Source organism: Variovorax sp. UC74_104, from assembly GCF_044055375.1.
Lineage (GTDB): Bacteria > Pseudomonadota > Gammaproteobacteria > Burkholderiales > Burkholderiaceae_C > Variovorax.
On sequence record NZ_CP171978.1, the window covers coordinates 4,786,140 to 4,803,543 of the forward strand.

Annotated in this window: 7 protein-coding genes and 1 pseudogene; 1 reads left to right on the plus strand and 7 read right to left on the minus strand. The window is 63.5% G+C overall.

The window, feature by feature from the left end; all coding sequences use genetic code 11:
* Window positions 1-30: 30 nt before the first annotated feature.
* A complete protein-coding gene (locus ACHMXA_RS22505) occupies window positions 31-1,668 on the plus strand; it encodes a phosphoethanolamine transferase (RefSeq protein WP_176668224.1) in 1,638 nt (545 codons plus the stop codon).
* Window positions 1,669-1,754: 86 nt separating this feature from the next.
* Here ACHMXA_RS22505 and ACHMXA_RS22510 read toward each other — a convergent pair whose 3' ends face one another.
* From ACHMXA_RS22510 to ACHMXA_RS22540, 7 genes and pseudogenes are all read right to left on the minus strand, one after another.
* A complete protein-coding gene (locus ACHMXA_RS22510; RefSeq protein ID WP_395316388.1) occupies window positions 1,755-2,387 on the minus strand; it encodes a CC0125/CC1285 family lipoprotein in 633 nt (210 codons plus the stop codon).
* A 46-nt stretch (window positions 2,388-2,433) separates the two neighbouring features.
* Window positions 2,434-4,149, minus strand: a complete 1,716-nt coding sequence (locus ACHMXA_RS22515; protein ID WP_176668222.1) for a ShlB/FhaC/HecB family hemolysin secretion/activation protein — start codon at window positions 4,147-4,149, stop codon at window positions 2,434-2,436.
* A 73-nt stretch (window positions 4,150-4,222) separates the two neighbouring features.
* Complete coding sequence (locus ACHMXA_RS22520) at window positions 4,223-4,786, minus strand: hypothetical protein (protein ID WP_176668221.1); 564 nt, start codon at window positions 4,784-4,786, stop codon at window positions 4,223-4,225.
* On the minus strand, window positions 4,783-13,656 hold the full coding sequence (locus ACHMXA_RS22525; protein ID WP_395321353.1) for a filamentous hemagglutinin N-terminal domain-containing protein: 8,874 nt from the start codon (window positions 13,654-13,656) through the stop codon (window positions 4,783-4,785). The genes ACHMXA_RS22520 and ACHMXA_RS22525 overlap by 4 nt, the downstream gene beginning before the upstream one ends.
* Window positions 13,657-13,940: 284 nt before the next feature.
* A complete protein-coding gene (locus ACHMXA_RS22530; protein ID WP_019656032.1) occupies window positions 13,941-14,897 on the minus strand; it encodes an alpha-E domain-containing protein in 957 nt (318 codons plus the stop codon).
* Between the two features lie 13 nt (window positions 14,898-14,910).
* Window positions 14,911-16,408, minus strand: a pseudogene (locus ACHMXA_RS22535) (circularly permuted type 2 ATP-grasp protein).
* Window positions 16,409-16,506: 98 nt separating this feature from the next.
* Window positions 16,507-17,367: an oxepin-CoA hydrolase, alternative type gene (locus tag ACHMXA_RS22540; RefSeq protein ID WP_176668218.1), complete on the minus strand. Its 861-nt coding sequence runs from the start codon at window positions 17,365-17,367 to the stop codon at window positions 16,507-16,509.
* Between the last annotated feature and the right edge of the window lie 37 nt (window positions 17,368-17,404).

Below are 17,404 nucleotides of genomic sequence, written 5' to 3' on the forward strand. Positions count from 1 at the left end.
CGCCCGCTTCCGATCTGTTGCGCTGCCTGCTTGACCACTTCAACCAACGAAATCTCCCCGTCGCGCAACGCGCTGCTCGCCTGCGGCGTGGTCGGAGCCACGCTCCTGGCCCTCATCGCGCTGGGCCACGACGGCCGCCGCATTGCGCAACTCGCGGTGCTCGCCCTGCCGATGGTGCTGTGGCTCGCATGGCCCTTGCGCAGCGCCCGCATGCGGCACGTGCGCACCGCGCTCGTGTGGCTCTGGGCGATGGGCTTCGCGATCGACGGCGCGGTGCGCGCCTACCTGCTCGACACCTACCAGGCCGCACCAGACGGCACGATGGTGCTCGGCGCCGCGGCCAACACCAACGCACGCGAAGGCGCCGAATACCTGTGGATGCACTGGCGCTCTGCCGCCGTGTGGGGTGCGGTGCTGGTGGTGGCGGGCGTGCTCGTGGGCATGTTCGCGCGGCGCGGTGCCGCGGCGGGCGCGGCGCCGTCGGCTCGGCCTTCGCGATGGATGGTGGCCCTCGTCGCGCTGCTGCTCCTGCTCTCTTGCGTGGCCTATGCCAGCAAGCCCTGGCGCAGGCTGCATCCGGCGATCTTCTGGACCCAGTGGGTCGATTCCCTCCATGCGCTGCGCTCCGCCTGGGCCGACCAGCAGAAGCAGCGCGACCGCCTGATGGCGCAGGCCAAGGCCATCGCGCCCGCCATGACGCAGTCGGGCCCCTCCACCGTGGTGCTGGTCATCACCGACAGCATCAACCGCGACAACATGGCCCTCTACGGCTACGGCCGCCCGACCACGCCGCGCCTGCTCGCGCACAAGGCCCAGACCGGCGACCAGATGGCGGTGCTGAAGAACGCATGGTCGGTGGACGCCAGCACCCTGCCCGCGCTGCGCAACATGTTCCACTTCGGCCTGCCCGACGCAGAGAACCCGCCGCACGTGCTGGCACTCGCACGCGCCGCCGGCTACAAGGTCTGGTGGATCAGCAACCACGACGACCTCGCCATCGAACAGCAGCACGCACGCCTCGCCGACGTGGTCGACATGGTCAACCGCACCCCCGGCCGTGCCAGCGCGTCGCTGGACGGCGAGATCCTCGACTGCGTGCAGGAAGCAATGGCGGACACCAGCACCGATCGCAAGCTCATCGTCGTCCACCTGATGGGCGCGCACCCGCACTACAGCCTGCGCTTTCCCGCGAACGCCAACCCTTTCGACGACAACGTCGATGCGGTGGAGAACGGCCTGGTGAAGGACGGCCGCTCGGCCTGGGTGCGGCGCTTCAGGCAGGAATACGACGCGGCGCTGCTGTATCACGACTTCGTGGTGTCGGAGCTGCTGCAGCAGACGCGCGCTCCCGGTAAGCCGGGCGAGTACCGCGCGTGGATGTATCTGTCGGACCACGGACAGGAGGTCGGCCACGTGAGCGACCGCGCGGGACATAGTCCGTCGACCGCATCGGGCTACCGCATTCCCGCCGTGGTGTGGCGCAACCGGCAGCCGCTGCCGCGGGATGCGGCGCTGCAGCCGTTTCGGGCGGACTGGGCGGGGTGGACCCTGATGGACCTGCTCAATGTCCGGTGGAATGGGCAGAAGCCGGAGCGGGATGTGCTGGGGGATGCCTATCGGTGGGAGGCGCCGGGGATTCCAGTGGCTGTTGAGTCGTTCTCGCGCTAGGTCTTGACGGTCGAACGACTGCAGGCGAACTCATCTTGCGATCAAGGTTCAAAAGGCCGAGGAAGATTGCGACGCGCGAGTCATCTTCACCGACATCTCCGCATGTTTGATCCGCGGCCCAGGCGACTGAGTACTTCTTCGGTGACGAATGTCTGCGCATCCATGTTCTTGGGATCGGATCGCAACTCGACGAGTATCGAGCGCACCGGCTGCGCAGGCCCCGGGCCACTGGACGGGATGTAGATGAACAAGGGTGCCTGGCTCTTCACCATCGTCGGCGCCGGCGGCGCCCGGAACATGGGCACCGCACCTGCGGTTCGCTGCATGTGGGGGTCATGGGCTGCAACGATCTGGTCGCCTTCGCGCTGCGGATACGGCGCCACCTGACTGACTTCAACATCAGCCAACGGGCTCATCTGCCCAAAAACATCGTCGCCTGCAAGAACCGTGGTGTCGACCGAGCCTTCGACGATCTTGAACGCTGGCGCGCCAGCCTCTTTCGCGATCTGCGCGGTGCGATAGAGCACGAACGCATCGGCCCATCGCAAGGGCGTGCGTGACGAACCCGTGAAGCGCACCCGATACAGCTGGTCGGATAACTTGCTGCTTGCATAGCCGAAGTTGTTTCCTCCTGCCCCGGCCTCCCGGTATTGCGTTGGAGCGACACAGGCAGTCAATGCAACTGCTGCGACCAGCGTTGCAACCATCTTCGTGGACATGAGTTTTCTCCCTGAATACTGAGCAGTTGATCTGTTGCGATGTGATTCAGAAGCTTGCATTGAGATTGAAGCCCAGCGTGACCTTAGCAGTGCGATAGCCCTCTGGCTTGCTGATCGGCGCGCCAACGAAGAAGTCGTAGCTCAGCTTGCTCCACTGGCCGCGCATGCCGATGACGGCCCCGGCCAGGCTGCGGCCGAGCAGGTCGACCGTCGAGCGGCCACCCACGTGGCCATAGTCGGCACCGACGTACAACTCCGCCCCGCTTTGACCCACGGCCCATCCGATGTCGTTTCGGATGAGCCAGCCGCGCTCGCCCATCAGGCTCGTCTCGCCATCGAAGCCACGCACCGTATAGCGTCCGCCGATGGCGAAACGATCCTGAGGCGTCAGCGGCGTGCGGTTCCATTGGGCGCGGATCAGGCCGGAGTAGCGCATCTTCTGCTCGCCGAGCTTGAACGGCGCGTTGAGGCTGATGTCGGCGGTGTAGAGCTTCAGCCGCGAGGTGCCTTCGCCGAACTCCTCTTCCGGCGCGGTGCGCGAGCCGAAGCCGCCGGTGCCGCGCTTGTAGGCCAGCGTGCCTTCGAGCGTCGCCTCACCGATGTACTCCTTGTGATTGAGGCTGAGCTCCCAGCCACCGACCACGCGGTGCTGGACCTCGACCTCGGTGTCGTCGACGAAGTTGCGCGACTCGCGGCGCCAGCCCTTGATTGCCACGGTGGTCTTTCGGCTCTGGTCGCGGTAGACGAGGCGCGAGAGCTTGACCTCGGCGTTGTTGGTCTTGCCGGCGTAGACGTAATCCTGGTTCAGGCCGGCCACGCTCTGGTGGTACTGACTGTTCGAGGCCGTGAGGCCCAGCAGCCAGTAGCCATAAGGCAGTGAGTAGTGGACGGTCTGGCCTTCGGTGCCCTTGGCCGGGTCGCCGAAGACGTGGTTGTTGATGTTGTGGTTGGCGCTAACGTAGAACAGGTCGTTCAGGCCGAAGGGGTTGTCCAGGGACAGGGTTGCGCCGGCCTGATAGCGGCCGGTGGCTTCGGTGCCGCTGTCGTCTAGGCTGAGGGTGACTCGCCACTTCTTTGATTGAACGTACTTGACGACGAGGTCGCTGTCGCCGGGCTTGGCGTTGGGGGCTGTTGAAGGCTCGATCTGGATGTCGGCTTCGGCGGTGGGGGCGCGCTTGAGGTTCTCTAGGCCTTGTTCGATGTCGCGCAGGTTCAGGAGATCACCTGGGCGCGCGGGAACGGCCGTGGCCAGCAAGGCGGAACTGCCGAGCAGCGTGGATGAAGAATCGGACGTCGTCCGAATCGCCGCGATACGGCCTGGCACCAACGAGAGGGTCAGCGTGCGGGTCGACAAGTCTTGCGGCGCGGCTAATACACGGGTGGTGACGAAGCCGCGTGCGATGACAGCTTGCTGCGCACGAGCGAGCACGACGTTGACGCCGGCCGTGCCGAGGCATCGGCCGACCGGAGAATCGTTGCCTTCGGGGCCAGACAGATCAGCAACGGCCCACTGGAAGGGTTCGGACTGCTCGCCGACCAGCAACACACGGTTAATGCGGAAGCACGGGGACTCGGATTCGGGGATGCGCTGCGCGGGCACTGGCGGTGCAGCTTGTGGACGCTGATCGACGGTGCGCTCATTCTGCTCACGCAAAGCGCGTTCGCGTTCTTGCTGGCGTTGCTGCTCGACAAAGGGCTGTGGTGTGCTCGGCACTTGGGCTTGCACAGATAGATGACTGCCCAGCAGCGCTGCGGCCAGCACAGCGTGCGAATTTACTTGCAAAATTTCCCCCTGTTTATTTTCTAATTCACCTCCTTACGCAATCCAGAAGGTTTCAATATATAGGATGGCGCCTAAAGAATGAATCGACGCCAACCTCTCCAATATCTACGGCTTCCGCATCTGGCAGTCGATCAGCTAGTTGCAATGAAAATGAGAAATCACCCAGATCAGAGTTGCCCGGAAACCCACCAAGAAACCAGTTGAATTCTCCAGAGTGAAAAATATCTTTATCGCTCATCGCGGCAGCCACTCCGAGGGCTGTTGACAACTGCAGCAAGGTTGTCGCCGAGTTTTTCATTCTAATATCGGGAACCGAAACCACTGGAGGCCGCTCTTGTTCTTCGGAAAAGAAATAGCTTGAGTCCATTATTGACAAATTTATAGACTGTTTTAAAAAAGAATTTTCCCAAACCCCGTACCAGACTCCAGCCTTGTCGCGAAAAAAATCCTCATCAACGGCCCACCTGTATTTTCCATCGCCCAACTCATTATGAACGGAGATCGCAATGGAGGTGCCAGAGTATCCACTTAATTTTTTGAAGTACGCGGCAATGCAATGGGAGATTTTCGAAATTTCGATCTCACGAAATGGATAAATATTCAAGGAGGTGCTCATTGCTTTTTCCAGGTACTTGGCAAACCTGCACTGGCGGCTGCCTTGCCATTAGAGTCAAGTGTAATGGTTACAAATCCATCGCTGGTATTGACGATGATCTGATTTACAGAACCTCTCGACAACAAGGTGGTAGCCTTTGTTCCATTTTGAGTGAAATCAATCATGGACTGGGAGTTCAGCAAGGGGGCATCCACCGCCACAGTAATTCCATTCATGTTGTATTTAAGGCCAGTATCCACCGTACTACCAACCTGGGTAAGCACGGCATTGGGACTTCCCAATCGACCTGCGCCTCCTTTCAGGCTTACTGGGACCTTGCTGCCGTCAGCAAGAATCAAAGTGCCATCGATTGCTGGATAGTCTGTCCCGGTGTGAACGATCCCATTTATGGATTCGCCAGGAATGGTTGCACGAACACCTTCCCATCCAGAGCCATTGGCAGCCGTTGTCCAAAGCGAGGCTTGTGCGAGCTCGCTCGCACTCATATTCCCTCGGACAATGGTAGGTGCGGAAGGCGTGCCATTCCCTCCATTGAGTGCGGGTCGACCAATTGATCCGATTTGTGGCGGTTCGGTGCTAACCACAGGATTGGTCGGCCCTTTTATCGTAGTACCTGTTGGTACGAATTCGCCCGTTACAGGGTCGATGTTGCCAATGACGGCGCCATTTCCACCGGAGCCCCGCGAGAATCCTGGTGGAAGATCATCGACGACACCGGTGGTCGTTGGTGTCGTTGGTGTCGTTGGTGCCTTGACTGTCGTGGTGGTGGGCGCTCTCAGGCTGGCAATCTTCGACACCCCTGCCGCTGTGACGGCGCCAGTCGCCATCAAGATTCCCACGCGCTTTGCCCGTTCCTTGATGGCCTGATCGACCGCTCCATCGCAGGCAGAAGCCGACATCCCGACGCAGTACTCTTGCCTGAAAACCGCGACCTCCTGTGCCTGCTGAACATCCGTGCCAAACAAGCTCTGCGCGCCCTTTACGGAGCTGTAGTCGTTGACGTTGTTCTGCCGCCCCTGGAGCACCCTGGAAATATCCCCATATCCCACAGGGATCGCGGCATCCACTTCGGCAGCGGTTGCTGCCTTCGATTCGAGCGCTTTCACACAGGCCGCATCGCCCGCAGCGATGCACTTTTGCACCGCGTCGATGTTTGCGCTCGAAAGCCCCAGGTACTTCTGTGTAATGGCCCGCATATCGCTCTCAGAGCAACCGCCAGGCTTGTTCGCGCACTCAGCAAAATCACCCTTCATGGCTAGCACTTGGCCATGCATCAGGAAGTTGTTCTCGGCCGAGTTGGCGCCCGCAGCCGCTGCGATATAGATCGAGCTTGGGCTACCGCCTACCAACGCTCCAACGACGCTGCTCATCACTGTTGCCGCCTGGAGCGTCTGCTCGGCCAGCCTGGGATCGCCCGTGGGATTGAATGCGGTGGCCGTCAGTTCGCCCACGACTGCACCGATGGCCCCTGCCGCACATCCGTCACCGCTGCTGCCACCAGCACCTGCTGAAGCTCGGCCAGCGCCCACCAAACAGCCAAGAATGGCGTGCGCGACCTGCTGACCATACACATTCAGGGTGTCGTTGACCCGCAAATTCCCAATCTCGTTGGCTCCTTGCGCCGCGACGGTGTTCAGAAGCGCAGTCGCGATGGCGGTACCTAGTTCGTTCTCCAAGCTCGTGCCGTTGATTGCACTGCGCACCACCGCGCTTGCTGTGCCATTGATTAACTGGCGCTGCAACTGGTCGGTGAAGAGCGCCTTGCCATTCGTTGCCGTCCGGAGGTTGTCCGGCAGTACACCCTCGACGCTCAATCCTTCGATGGCACCGGCCGTAACCATGGCAGTGAGGATGTTCTTGACGCTCTGGCTGCTGCCCAGCTCCTTGAAGACCTTGCCGAGGTCGCCGTCGTTGTTGACGAAGGAGACCGTCGCCTGGCTTGCAATCGCGGTGATACCGGCCTGCATCGCTGCCGAAGCAATGGTGGTCGTCGTTGCCGACAGTCCCATTGCCCCTGCGATGCCGGTCCCGGTGGTCGTGGCTGTACCGGCGGTCCCGACTGCTGCGGAGCCGGCTCCTGCGGTCGCCACCCCCACCACCACACTCACGATAGCTGCCGCCACAGGCCCCATGCTGGTTTGGCTCTGGGCCCACTTCTTGTGTTCCTCCTGCACCCGCTGCCACTCGATGCTGTTGGCAAGAGCCGGATCGGAAGTGAGCTGATTCACCCATGCCATGCCGGGCTGCTTGGCCAGTTCGGAAAGACTGGCGTTCTGCCCCAGTTGCGCCGTCACCCCGCCACCGGCCTTGATGCTCGTGTTCAGTGCATTGAACAGGTTGTACTGGCTGGTCTCGTCCGTGTGGCCCGCGCTCTTGGCCGAGACCCAGGCGCCATCGCCATCGGTTTCCGAGCCGCTGAAGGCGCTGGTCGTCTTCTGGGTGAGCAAATTGAGCTTGCCGCCCGCGTCGATGTTCAGGTTGTCCGCATTTGCTTCGATGGCGCTGAGCGTCATGTCGCCACCGCTCTTGAGCTGGACGTCCTTGCCCGTGAGCGTGGTGCGCGCGAGTGTGGTCTCCTGGCTGTCGGCGTTCGAGCTGGAATGACTCAGGCCATCTTTCTGCGCATCCGTCGTGGAGGCTGAAGCCGAGTTCTCCCCCGCGATCAAGCTGAGCTTGTCGCCTGCGCTCAAACTCAGCGTCCCGCCAGCGCTCAGGTTTCCTGCCACCGCCGTGAGATTGCGTCCGGCGCCGATACCCACATTGCCCGCGCCACTGATCGTGGTTCCGACTACCTTGCTTGTCTCATCCTTGCGCGTGTTGTCGGAACTCCAGCGAATGTCATCCGTGCGACTGGTCGTCACGGTACCCAGATTCACGTCACGCCCCGCAACGATCGTTGCATCTCCCGCGCTCTTGATCTCGGCGCCGATCAGATTGGCGTCGCGCACCGCTACAACGTTGAGACTTCCCCCCGGGTTCGTGACGTACAGCCCCGCCACCCGGTCCAGCGTCGTGGCGCTGAGGTTCACACCGCTGTCGGCGCTCGAACGCGCCAGCGGCCCCGTGTCGCTCTTCGAATCGCGGGTGGTCGTCACGACGTTGATGTCGCGCCCCGCGATGGCTGTCAGGCTCTTGCTCGCATCGATCTGCGCGCCGATGACATTGATATCGGTCCTGGCGGACACCGTGACATCCTCGCCGGTGATACGCCCCGCGAGGTTGTTGATGTTTTCCGCCGAAAGTGAGACCGCGTGACGGCCTGCAATCGTGCCTCCCGAGTTCGTCAGATCGCCCGAGAAGCGCATATCCACACTGCCGCCTGAGAGCACCGCGCCGGAACCATCGATGTCCCCCGGCTTCACGCGCACATAGACCTGCGGCACCAGCACGCGCTGCGTGCTGCCGTCGGGCAAGGTCACCGTCTGCTCGACCAGCCAGACGATGTCGCTCGTGAGCTGCGCCATCTGCGCGGCCGTCAGCGCCACGCCCACGCGCAGTCCGTACTGCTGCGCGAATGCGGCCCCGGCGTTCATGAGGGCCGCGTACTGGGCGTCGTCGCTGGTGAACCCATCCAGGTAGCGGTAGCCGGTCAACTGAGCAACTTGCTCGCGGATCAGGCGCTCCTCGTAGAAGCCGTCGCCTAGCCGCTTGAGAGTGGTGCTCGGATCGAGTCCGAGGTTGTTGAGCAGGTAGTCGCTGGACAGCCAGTTGCGGTAGTTGGCGAACCGGGGATCGGTTTCGATCAGGTAGCGGCTCGACGGATCGGCCAGCGTCCTGAACAGGCTCGCACTGGGGACCGAGACGTTCGGTACGCTGGTGCGAACGATCGTGGCGCCGGAGGTGCCCGTCGTGTTGCCAGGGCCACTGTTCGCCGGCACCTGAATGATGGGGTTGACGATGGCGCTGCCAGCAACACCGCCAGCCGCTTGGGGACCCGTTCCGGTCTGCCCCACCGACAAGGCCCCCGTACCCGGCTTGCTCACGGCAACCGCGACATTGCCCTCCTGGCGAGCTGCGGCCAGCGTGACCGTGGAGTTGGTCGTCAGGTTGTATGGCGCGATCTGGTCGACGCGCACATCGTCGCCGGAGTGTGCTTCAACGTAGCTGTGCGAAACCGTGCCGGTCTGCACGGTGGGGGCGTCGACGGTCAGCCCCTTGTTGACGATGGTGCCGCCCGCGACCGTCAGCGCGCCGCCGGCCAGGATCTGGCTCATGTCGTTGACGCCGCTGCCCACCGCGATGTTCATCGCGCCGCCCGCGATGATCTTGCCCGGCGCGGAGCTTTGCAGGACCGGCGTGGACGTGGTGACGGTGTAGACGTAGGCGTCGTAGGTCGACGCCATGCGTCCGGGCTCGTACTCGGTGCCGGTGAGCGCGACATACCCGGCGATGGTGTGGATGAATTTCAGCGTGGCCTTGTCCAGCGCGGCGTGGGCCTGGCGGTAGTCCTGCCACTGGTCGTACTCGGCCTGGGTGACCGGGTGGTCGAAGGGAATCCACTGGTCGTGGTTGGTTTCATCGCGGACCATGACGCCAGCCTGGCCCACGGTCATGTCCGGATACTTCCGGCCAATGAAATCCATGGGGAGATCGACGCCGGGCGCCGTGACGCCGAAAGTCGCCCAGATCGGGTCGGTGCGCGAGTACCAGGCGCCCGCCACGTTGGTAGTGTCGCAGGCGGTGCCTTCGCCGCCGCCGCACGTCTGATAGCTCCGGTCCTGGCTGCTGGCCGGGCTCTGCATGTAGTAGGCGCGGAACTGGGCCAGCGGGTAGTCCGGCGAAGGCACCAGCAATCGCGCATAGGGATTGCTGCCAGCCGTCAGGGGATTTGCTGCGCTCGCGGCGGTCCATGCGTTCCAGCCGGTGTCGGGGAACTGCTGGAGGCCCCCGAAGCTGATGAGCACATCTTCGGCCTTATAGCGCGTGCCGCTGCCCGGGAGGGTGTACTCAACGACCTGCTTGCTCTCGCCCGGCTGCAGGGTCCAGGTGACACCGCCGTTGGTATTGTCGAGCGTGGTGGTCTTGATGGCGACGTCGCCGGTAGCCTCGATGGTCGCGGCACGGTTGTTGACGCTGGTTGCCGTCCCGGTGGCACGGCCGAGCGCATCAAGGCTGCGACCGATGGAAAGCTTGCCGTCGCTGAAGATGAGGGCGCCGTCCTCGTTGTTGAGAGTGCCTACGCCGATGTCCAAACGCACTCGCGCGGCAATGGTGGCGGCGCTGGTAGTGGCCCCCGAGGGACCATTGACGGTCTCGGCCCGATTGTTGAGCGTGTCGACCGCAATGGAGACCTGATCGCCGTAGATGCGGCCCGTGCCGATGTTCTTGAGCGTACTGGCATCTATGCGGGTCACGATGCCGTCGATCACACCCCGGTTGGTCACGGTGCCGTTGGCACTCAGGCGAGTAGTGGTGCCCTGGATGTCGCCTGTCGCGGCGTTGTCGATGTTGGCCGCCGACAGCGACAGACCCCTACCCGCGGCGATCCGGCCGCTGTTAGAGATGTTTGCACTGGTGGTGACGCTCAGATCACGGTTGGCGATGGTCTCGCTGCCAAGCTCAAACGCAGTGTCCTTTGTCAGGCTGAGGCGCATATCGCTACGGGAGAGCAACTTGCCGGTGTTGGAGAGTGACGCCGCATCCACACTGAGAGTCTTGCCAGCGAGCATGGTGCCGCCGGAGTTGGACACGTTCAGCGTCTTCGTGACGAGATTTACGGCATTGGGATCGACGACGCTGACGGTATCGCCTGCAGAGATCAGGCCACCGGTACCGTTCTCCACCAGAGCCGTACTCGTCAGAATGGTGTTCACATCGGCGCGGACAGCGCCGGTCGTGTTCTTGACAGTCGCTGCCGTAATGGCAACGTTCTGACCTTCAATGCCTTGGTCGACACCGGAGGTGGCAGTGTTGTCGAGGCTTGCGGCGCGCACCGTGGTCTTGGCGCCCGACCGTATCAGACCGCCCGTGTTCTGGAGGTCGCCGGCGCCTGCATCAATCAGAAGGTCACTCGCTGCCAGCGTCTGGCCTGCGCGGTTGTCGTAGGTGGCCCCGTGGGTGTCGATGGAAAGCGTCGATTGACTCAGCACCACCCCTGCATCGCTGTTGACGAACTTGCCGTTGACGAATTCTCCGGTGTTGGCGCTCAGCGCATTCTTCGAGCCGATGAGGCCGGCCGTGTTATTGACGTCACCGGTCTTCAGCGTGATGGTGTCGCCGCTGACGATGCCGCCCAGGCCCTTCGCGTAGCCTGCGGCATTCGTATTGCCCAATGCGCCGCCATGCGTGTCGATGGCCATCGCGCCGCCTGACTGGATCAGACCCGCATCATTCGAGATCGCGCCGGAACTCACGTCAGCCGTGCCGCTTGCGTTCAGAGTGCCTCGCGTGTTCACTACCGCACCGCCGTGCGTGTCGACGGCAAGACTGCTACCACTGGCTTTGCCGTCCGTGTTGGTCAGGCCGCCGTTCCCAAGCACGACTGCGCCAGAAGCCAGCAGACTGCCTGAGGTGTTGTCAGTCGCACCGGTGGTCGTGACGTGAAGGTCTCCTGACACCGCGGCAATCGTTCCGGATGCGTTGTTCAAGCTCGCGGCATTGACAAGGGTGCCACTGTTGGAGCCCAGTGTGCCTCCGATGTTCGACAACGCACTGGCTGCCGCGATGCTCAACGTGCCGGGAGTTGTGACCGTCGCACTGTTGGTATTGACATCGCCCTGTATGGATGTGATGACCACGTTGCCACCGTTGGTCTTGCTGGCCGACAGATCGACACTTGCACCCTGGAGCGTCGCATTGCCTGCGGCAAGATGGGTGCCCTTGGCAACCAGCGCACCGGTGGAGGCAACGCGCAGATCGCCAGCACTGCCCAGCGTGCCGTCGCCCTTGATGCCGGCACCGAGCACGCTCGATTTGCTGCTCTGCATGCTCGCGGCCGTGATCGTTGCGTGGCGAGCGGATGTGATGTTGCCGTCATTGACGAGCGTGCCGGCGACGGCCACGCTGACATCGTTCTCGCCGCGCAACGTGCCGGCGTTCATGAATATTCCCGCCTGGACTCCCAGGTCGGTGGCCGCTTTGATCGAACCACCGCCGCCATTGACAAGTTGGCCTGTCGACGTGATCCGCACGCCGGCCTGGGCCGATTGAATGCTGCCCTTTGTGTTTTCCAGCGAGCCGGTGTGGAGCGTCAGGCCTTGATTGGAGGCCAGGGTGCCGGACGTATTGACGGTGGCGCCGGTGACGCTGGCTGCAAGCGCCCCTGCAGCCGAAACGTTGCCGCGCAGGTTGTTGACCGAACCGCCGATGGTGAAGTTTGCATTGCTGTCGCTGGTCAGCACGCCGTCCTGGTTGTTCAGGTCGCCGGAGGTGGTGATGTCCAAGCTGCCGGTGCGCAGCGTTCCCGACGAGTTGTCGAAACTGCCGAGATTGGCCAAGAAGGCCCCGGACACATTGATGGTCCCGCCCCGGTTGGAAAAGGTGGGCTGGCTGAGTGCCAGACTCGCCACGCTCAGGGTTCCGCCATTGTTCAGCAGATTCGCCGTCTGCAGCGTGATCGGGCCGCCTGCGTAGAGCTTGCCGCCGTCGTTGCGGAACGCGCCCGCAGCGTTGATGATGCCCGGTTCGATCGGCGTTGCGGCAGGCGCTGACGCGCCGCCAGGGGCCGTTCCGCCCGTCGACGTCGTAGTGCCTGTCGAGCCGCTTGATCCCGTGCCCGCGGCGGTGCCTGCGCCAGAGTTGCCGCCGTCACTGTTGCCCGTTGCTGGAGTCGATGTAGGCGGAGGCGGCGGCTCGCTGCCGATCCACCCACCCTGTGTGTTGCTGATCGTCGGTGCCGAGAGCGACAACGACGTCATGCCGGTCTGGCGGATCGTGCCCTGGTTCACGATATCGCTGCCAGTGCTGGCAAGCTGCACGCTCCGGCCTTCGAGCGTGCCGGTGTTCTCCAGGCGGCCGGAGGCGGTGACGATGAGGCTGCCGGCGCTCGCGCCGATGTTCCCGGCGTTGCGTACACCCAGGCCTTGCTCTGTACCCACGAGCACGATCTTTCCGGCGTACATGCCGCCGAGCGCGGCCACGTCGAGTGCGAAGGTCGGTGCGGCGCCGGTGCCCGCCGTAGGCGTGACCTGCGTATGGTCGGCGTTGATCTGGTTCGCGCCAGTCACAACCTTGAGGTCCGTGGCATAGATCGCCGCGTTGGCCTGCACTGCACGCGCAAGGATGGCCGCGTAGTCGGTCTTGCTGGCATCGAGGCCCGCGCCGTCGATAGTGATGGTTCCGCCACGAACCAGGAAACTGTCGAGGCCGCCGACGGCGTTGAACTGCGGCGTACCAGTAGTGAGCGTGGCACGGCTGGCATTGATGAAGCCACCGCCGTCGACGCTGATGCCCGCCGGGTTCGCGATGATCACTTCCGCGCGCTGGCCGCCCACTTCGATGTAACCGCGAAGCTGGCTGGGCGTTCCGCCGTTGACCTCGTTGAGGATGATGCGCGCCGGGCCCGTGGCCAGATTTGGGTTGCCCTGAACGAACCCACCCAGCTGGGTCTGCACGTTCACCCGGCTGTTGTTCAGGATGGCGCCGTTCGAACCGACGCTGAACTGGTTGTAGACGTTGCGCGAGACACCCGCGGCGGAAGGCGTCTGGATGTTGACCAGCGGCACGCCATTGGGTGCTGTCAGCACGGTCGGGCGAAGGTTACCGGGGACGTTCGGGGCACCGACGATCTGGGCGTGTGCGGCTCCTGCGATCAGCACGCCTGCGAGGGCGGCAGCACCTGCGGCGGTCGTCGCCCTGCTAGCGCCTTTCCCAGTGCTGGCGGCCGTTTCCTGGACCACCATGCGCATCCCTCTGGCCGCGTTGAAGACCACGCGGTGCAAGTGCCGATTCATCGCTTTTACGCTCCCTCACAGTTGTCATGCCGCAGCTTCATTTGTGACCAAATGAAAACTGAGGAGCGCGATTATGGGAGCGCGGCGCTTGCTTACAAGGTATTAATTCACGCTTTTAAACGTCTGAAAACATTCAATTCCGGCAAGTTAATTCTTATTGTTTACTTTTGGCCTTGCTGATTTAGTTGCGTCAACAATTGTCAAAAGTTGGCGCTGAGCGGAGCGGGTGTCATCTCCCGCAAGGGAGATGACGCTTTCGCATTTCAATGCGCCGGAACCAGAAAATCCTGGCTGATCCGCACCCCCAACTCATTCACCCGATCAAGGAATTGCGTGAGATACGCATGCAGCCCCGTCGCCAGAATTTCGTCGACGCGCGCATATTGCAGATCGGCCAGGAGCTTTCCGGCACGGCGCTGCGTTTCAGCGCTCTGCTCGTTCTGAACCTTCGCCAGGTTGTTGACCACCTCGACCAAGCTCGCATGCAGCGAGCGCGGCATGTCGGCGCGAAGAATGAGCAGTTCCGCCACGCGCTCCGGCTTGATCACGTCGCGGTACACCTTGCGGTAGACCTCGAAGGCCGAGACGCTGCGCAGGATCGCGCTCCAGTGGTAGAAGTCGTATTCCTGATCTTCCTCGGTGGCGGCGCCGAAGAACTCGCTGTTGAGCGCGTGGAACTTCACGTCGACCAGGCGCGCGGTGTTGTCGGCGCGTTCGAGGAAGGTGCCCAGGCGCGAGAAGTAGAAGGCCTCGTCCTGCAGCATGGTGCCCAGCGTGACGCCGCGCGACAGGTGCGAGCGGAACTTGACCCACTCGAAGAACTGGCCTGGGTCGCGCTCGAAGTCGCCCGAGCGCAGCATGCGATTGACTTCAAGCCAGGTGGTGTTCTGCGTTTCCCAGGCTTCGGTGGTGAGCGCGCCGCGCACGGCGCGTGCGTTCTCGCGGGCGGCCTTGAGGCAGGAGACGATGGACGAGGCGTTGCTCTCGTCCTTGACCATGAACTCCATCACCTCCTTGGGCGCGATCTGGTCGTACTTCTGGTTGTACCAGGGCAGCAGTTCGCTGATGGAGAGCACGCCCTGCCAGCCGTACTTGGCGACTTCGGCGGACTGCGGCAGCAGCGAGGTCTGGTAGTTGACGTCCAGCATGCGCGCGGTGTTCTCCGCGCGCTCGGTGTAGCGGGACATCCAGTAGAGATGGTCGGCGGTACGTGACAGCATCTTTCTTGTCCTTCTACGATTGGCTTTGCGACTGCTCTGCCGCGGCCTTGGGCTTGGGTGTGCGATCGGCTTCGAGGATCCAGGTGTCCTTGGTGCCGCCGCCCTGCGACGAATTGACCACCAGCGAGCCTTCCTTGAGCGCCACGCGCGTGAGGCCGCCGGGCACCATCTGCACTTCGCTGCCCGAGAGCACGAAGGGGCGCAGGTCGATGTGGCGCGGCGCGATGCCGGCGTCGACGAAGGTGGGCGAGGTCGACAGGCTCAGCGTGGGCTGGGCGATGTAGCCGTCGGGCTTGGCGATCACGGCCTTCTTGAAGTCCTCGATCTCGGCCTGCGTGGCGGCGGGGCCGATCAGCATGCCGTAGCCGCCGGCGCCGTGTACTTCCTTGACGACCAGGTCCTTCATGTTGTCGAGCGTGTACTGCAGCTCGTCCTTGTTTTCGGCACATGTAGGTGGGCACGTTCTTCAGGATCGGCTGCTCGCCGAGGTAGAACTCCACCATCTTCGGCACGTAGGGGTAGATCGACTTGTCGTCGGCCACGCCCGTGCCCACCGCATTGCAGATGACGACGTTGCCGTCGCGGTAGGCGCGCATCAGGCCTGCGCAGCCCAGCGTCGAGGTGGGGCGGAACACCTCGGGGTCGAGGAAGTCGTCGTCCACGCGGCGGTAGATGACGTCCACGCGCCTCGGCCCGCGCGTGGTGCGCATGTAGACGAAGTTGTCCTTCACGAACAGGTCCTGCCCCTCGACCAGCTCCACGCCCATTTGCTGGGCGAGGAAGGCGTGCTCGAAGTAGGCGCTGTTGTACATGCCCGGCGTGAGCACCACCACCGTGGGCTCGGCCGTGGCCGGCGGCGCGCTGGCGCGAAGCGTTTCGAGCAGCAGGTCGGGGTAATGCGCGACCGGCGCGATGCGGTTCTGGTTGAAGAGCTCGGGGAAGAGCCGCATCATCATCTTGCGGTTCTCGAGCATGTAGCTCACGCCGCTGGGCACACGCAGGTTGTCTTCGAGCACGTAGTACTCGCCGTTGCCCGAGGCATCGGGGGCGCGCACGATGTCGATGCCCGAGATGTTCGAGTAGACGTTGTGCGGCACGTTCACGCCCATCATCTCGGGGCGGAACTGGGCGTTGTTCAGGATCTGCTCGGCCGGGATGATGCCGGCCTTGATGATTTCCTGGTCGTGGTAGACATCGTGAAGGAAGCGGTTGAGCGCCGTCACGCGCTGCACCAGTCCTTTTTCCATGCTCGCCCACTCGTGGGCGGGAATGATTCGAGGCAGCAGGTCGAACGGTATGAGCCGCTCGGTGCCGGAGCCGTCCTCGTCCTTGGCGCCGTACACCGCGAAGGTGATGCCGACCCGGCGGAAGATCATTTCCGCCTCTTCACGCCGCGAACGCATCACCTCACCGGGTTGCTTCGCGAGCCATTGGTCGTAGCGCTTGTAGTGCTGTCGGATCGCAGCTCCAGCGTAGGGAAGCTGCTCGTACATCTCGTCGAATTTGTGCATGGAACGACCAATCTCCTTGAACTCATAGCTTAGCAAGTTCAGGGCCAGTAGAACCCCTGATGCCGAGGCCGGAGACGGGCCGGATGATCTTTCCGCGCTCAGGCGGCGGTGCCCTCCTCGCCCCCGGCCTCGCTCGCCTCCTGCTTCTTGCGGGGCGAGAGGAATTCCTTGATGCGCTCGCCGCTCTCGTCGCTGTAGAGGCTGGCCAGGAAGGACTCGCGTTCGGCCTCCAGCTGCTCGCGCCGGCTGCGCCCGCGCGCCGAATACACGAGCTGCTTGATGCGCGCCTGCACCTCGAACGGGCCTCGCGCTAGCTGCTGCGCCCAGGCGAGGGCTGCGGCGCAGGCTTCCCCGTGCGGCACCACCTTGTTGACCACGCCCAGCTCGTGCAGCCGCCCGGCGGTGCAGGGCGTGCCGTCGAGCAGCATTTCCAGCGCGACCTGCGGCGGCAGCGCACGGGCCAGCGAATCGGTGCCGCCGCCGTCGGGCGAGAGGCCGACGTTGATGTACGACATCGCGAACTTCGCATCTTCGGCGGCCACGATGAGGTCGCAGGCCAGGCACAGCGAGAAGCCGCCGCCCATCGCCGCCCCCTCGACCGCGGCGATCACGGGCTGCGGCGCCTCCTCGATCGCCATGAGCCATTCGTGCAGCGCGTCGATGTGGCCGCGCTGCTCGGCGGCCGGCAGCTTTCGCTGGCGGGCCAGCCGCCGCAGGTCGCCGCCGCCGCTGAAGTGATCGCCCTCCCCCCGCAGCACGATGGCGCGCACCGTGCGGAAGCCCGCGGTGGCGCGTATCGCCTTGGCTGCGGTCCGGTAGACCGAGGGATTGATGGCGTTGCGCGCCTCGGGGTTGCTCAGCGTCAGGATGAGCACCGGACCTTCGCGGTGCATTTCGAGCCGCGCGCCCGACGCAGGCGCGGCGCTCGCGCTGGTGATGGCCGGAACCGCTGTCGTCATGAAACGCACCCTGCGGTCACGCCACACCGCGAACGTG

Coding starts and splice junctions, on each gene's coding strand:
- ACHMXA_RS22510 (WP_395316388.1), bottom strand. CDS start 2,387: ATGTCCACGAAGATGGTTGCAACGCTGGTCGCAGCAGTTGCATTGACT.
- ACHMXA_RS22520 (WP_176668221.1), bottom strand. CDS start 4,786: ATGAGCACCTCCTTGAATATTTATCCATTTCGTGAGATCGAAATTTCG.
- ACHMXA_RS22530 (WP_019656032.1), bottom strand. CDS start 14,897: ATGCTGTCACGTACCGCCGACCATCTCTACTGGATGTCCCGCTACACC.
- ACHMXA_RS22540 (WP_176668218.1), bottom strand. CDS start 17,367: ATGACGACAGCGGTTCCGGCCATCACCAGCGCGAGCGCCGCGCCTGCG.